The 3,292-nt window shown below is 66.0% G+C and carries 3 protein-coding genes; all 3 read left to right on the top strand.

Annotation, left to right across the window (positions count from 1 at the left end; translation table 11 throughout):
- Positions 1 to 133 precede the first annotated feature (133 nt).
- The gene (locus tag V7Q39_RS20255) at positions 134 to 1,879 is read left to right on the top strand and encodes an acetolactate synthase 3 large subunit (protein ID WP_333818421.1); all 1,746 of its coding nucleotides are present in this window, start codon (positions 134 to 136) and stop codon (positions 1,877 to 1,879) included.
- Positions 1,880 to 1,943: 64 nt separating this feature from the next.
- Positions 1,944 to 2,942 carry an acyltransferase family protein gene (locus V7Q39_RS20250; RefSeq protein ID WP_333818420.1) on the top strand — a complete coding sequence of 333 codons (999 nt, stop codon included), beginning with the start codon at positions 1,944 to 1,946 and terminating at the stop codon, positions 2,940 to 2,942.
- A gap of 33 nt (positions 2,943 to 2,975) precedes the next feature.
- Positions 2,976 to 3,292 (top strand): acetolactate synthase small subunit (gene ilvN / locus V7Q39_RS20245; RefSeq protein ID WP_333818419.1); only part of this gene is annotated, 317 nt, incomplete at its 3' end.

The raw sequence follows: 3,292 nt of genomic DNA, 5'->3' as shown, positions 1-3,292 counted from the left end.
ATGGGCCAATGGCCAGACTTCTTGTCATCGTAGGAAGGAAGCGCATGGGCCGGTGACGGTTGACCATAGTGGTTCCCATGCGCCCCCGGAGGAAACCTCGGGGGCTTTTTGTTGCGCAAAGGCGGAGACGGAAATGACGAAGCAGATGACCGGAGCAAGAATGGTGATCCAAGCCCTGAAGGACCAGGGCGTCGAGGTCGTCTTCGGCTATCCCGGCGGCGCGGTGCTTCCGATCTATGACGAGATCTTCCAGCAGAACGACATCCGCCATGTGCTGGTGCGCCACGAACAGGGTGCCGTCCATATGGCCGAGGGCTATGCCCGGTCGACCGGCAAGCCCGGCGTGGCGCTGGTGACATCCGGCCCCGGCGCGACCAATGCCGTCACCGGCTTGACCGATGCGCTGATGGATTCGATCCCGATCGTCGTGCTGACCGGCCAGGTTCCGACCTTCATGATCGGCACCGACGGGTTCCAGGAGGCCGATACCGTCGGCATCACCCGGCCCTGCACCAAGATGAACTGGCTGGTGAAGGACACCGCGAAACTGGCCGAGACCATCCACCAGGCCTTCCATGTCGCGACCCACGGCCGCCCCGGCCCGGTGCTGATCGACATTCCGAAGGACGTGCAATTCGCCACCGCGGATTATGTGCCGGCGGAAAAGGCCAAGGTCGCGCATTACCAGCCGCGGACCGAGGGCGACCCCGACCGCATCGCGCAACTGGTCGAACTGATGGAACAGGCCGAGCGCCCGATCCTCTATACCGGCGGCGGGGTGGTGAACTCCGGCCCCCATGCCAGCGCGCTGCTGCGGGAACTGGTGGCCGAGACCAACTTCCCCATCACCTCTACGCTGATGGGGCTGGGCTCCTATCCGGCCAGCGGCAAGAACTGGCTGGGGATGCTGGGGATGCACGGGCTTTACGAGGCCAATCTCGCCATGCACGGCTGCGACCTGATGATCAACATCGGCGCGCGGTTCGACGACCGGATCACCGGGCGGGTGAAGGACTTCAGCCCGAAGTCGAAGAAGGCACATATCGACATCGACCCCTCCTCGATCAACAAGGTCATCCATGTCGACGTGCCCATCGTCGGCGACGTGACGAAGGTGCTGGAGGAGGTCCTCCGCCAGTGGCGCGCGCGGGGGTCGAAGACCGACCAGCGCGGTCTCGCGCAATGGTGGAAGCAGATCGACGAATGGCGGGCGGTGAAATGCCTCAGCTACAAGCCGTCCGAGAAGACCATCAAGCCGCAATATGCGCTGGAACGGCTGGAGGCCCTGACCAAGGGCATGGACCGCTACATCACCACGGAAGTGGGCCAGCACCAGATGTGGGCCGCGCAGTTCCTGGGCTTCGAGGACCCGAACCGCTGGATGACCTCCGGGGGCCTGGGGACGATGGGCTACGGGCTGCCCGCCAGCATCGGCGTGCAGGTCGCCCACCCCGAGGCGCTGGTGATCAACGTCGCGGGCGAGGCGTCCTGGCTGATGAACATGCAGGAAATGGGCACCGCGATGCAGTTCCGCGCCCCGGTCAAGCAGTTCATCCTGAACAACGAACGCCTGGGCATGGTGCGCCAGTGGCAGGAACTGCTGCACGGCGAGCGCTATTCGTCGTCCTGGAGCGAAAGCCTGCCCGATTTCGTGAAGCTGGCCGAGGCCTTCGGCTGCAAGGGCATCCAGTGCAAGGACCCCAAGGACCTCGACGACGCGATCCGCGAGATGATCGCCTATGACGGCCCGGTGATCTTCGACTGCCTGGTCGAAAAGCACGAGAACTGCTTCCCGATGATCCCCTCCGGCAAGCCGCACAACGAGATGCTGCTCTCCGCCGATGCCGATGCGTTCCGGTCGGGGGCGGTGCTGGTGTGACGGATGCGGTCCCCGGGCGTGGGTCCGGGGACCGCATCGTCGCAGGCACACAGGATCAGACGCGATGACCCTTACCGCCGAACCTGCAGGGAAGACCCGCGACCTCTCGCTCGACGTCGCCAAGGGTGTCGGCATCATCCTGGTGGTGATCGGCCATGCCTGGCGGGGGCTCGACACGGCGGGGATGATCGGGGACCAGCGCCTGTTCCAGACCATCGACCATCTGATCTACAACTTCCACATGCCGATGTTCTTCCTTCTGTCCGGCATGACCTTCCAGTCCTGGGCCCTGCGCCGCCCGCTGGGAGAGGCCGCGGTCAGCCGGGTGACGCGGCTCCTCTGGCCGCTTCTCCTCTGGACCTATCTCTTCGCCGCCGCGCGGCTGGCCGCCGGGGACCATGCCAATGCGCAGGTCGAAGGCTGGCAGAGCCTGATCTTCTGGCCCCTGCCCCCGCGCGACCATTTCTGGTTCCTCTGGGCGCTTTTCCTGCAGCAGCTGGCAGCGCTTGCCCTGATCCGGTTCGTCACCGGGCCGCTCTCCGGCATCACCTGGGCGATCCTTGCCGCGGTGGTGATCCTCGCCTCCAGCTTTACCCCCGGCCTGACCCCCTGGACCTTCGGCGCGGCGACCTATGCCGGGGCCTTCCTGGCCGGGCTTGCCCTTGGACAGACCCGCTGGCGCCCGGCAGGCGCCCTCGCCTTCGCCCTTGCCGCCGTGATCTTCGCGGCCCTCCAGCTTCTGAGCTTCCAGCTGCCCCACACGCTTTTGCCCCGCCAACTCCTCGGCATCGGCCTCTCGCTGGCCGCGCTGGCGATGATCCACATCCTCGCGGCCGGTCGTCAGTCGGCGCCGCTCCGCCTCCTCGCCTGGCTTGGCCTTGCATCGATGGGCATCTACCTCGCCCATACCATCTTCTCCGCCGGCACCCGCGCCGTGCTGGCCCGTTTCACCCCCGACCTGACGCTGCACATGATCCTCGGCACGCTGGCCGGGATCATCGGCCCGCTTCTGATCTACGCCCTCATCCGCCGCATCGGCCGCCCGGCCTGGATCGGCTTCTGACCCCATGCAAACATCCAACGGAAGGTAGGACCCATGTCCGCACTGAACATCAAGAAGGGCTCGACCAGCCATTCCGCCTATGACCTTCGCTCGGCCCTGTCCGAGGTCGAGGAGAGCCATACCCTCGCCGTGATCGTCGAGAACGAGCCGGGCGTTCTGGCCCGCGTCATCGGCCTCTTCTCGGGGCGCGGCTACAACATCGACAGCCTGACCGTCGCGGAGGTGGATCACACGGGCCACCGCTCGCGCATCACCATCGTCACCCGCGGCACCCCGGCGGTGATCGACCAGATCGAGGCGCAGCTTTCCCGCATGGTCCCGGTCCATGCCGTTCAGGACCTGACCGCCGA

The sequence above is a fragment of the Tabrizicola sp. genome, from assembly GCF_036781545.1.
In the GTDB taxonomy this organism is placed as follows: domain Bacteria; phylum Pseudomonadota; class Alphaproteobacteria; order Rhodobacterales; family Rhodobacteraceae; genus Tabrizicola.
The sequence above is the reverse complement of the archived record's forward strand: the minus strand, read 5'-3'. Positions and strand labels throughout refer to the sequence as shown.

What these genes read in the sequence shown, in the direction of transcription:
- V7Q39_RS20255 (WP_333818421.1), top strand. Translation starts at nt 134, where the DNA reads ATGACGAAGCAGATGACCGGAGCAAGAATGGTGATCCAAGCCCTGAAG.
- V7Q39_RS20250 (WP_333818420.1), top strand. Translation starts at nt 1,944, where the DNA reads ATGACCCTTACCGCCGAACCTGCAGGGAAGACCCGCGACCTCTCGCTC.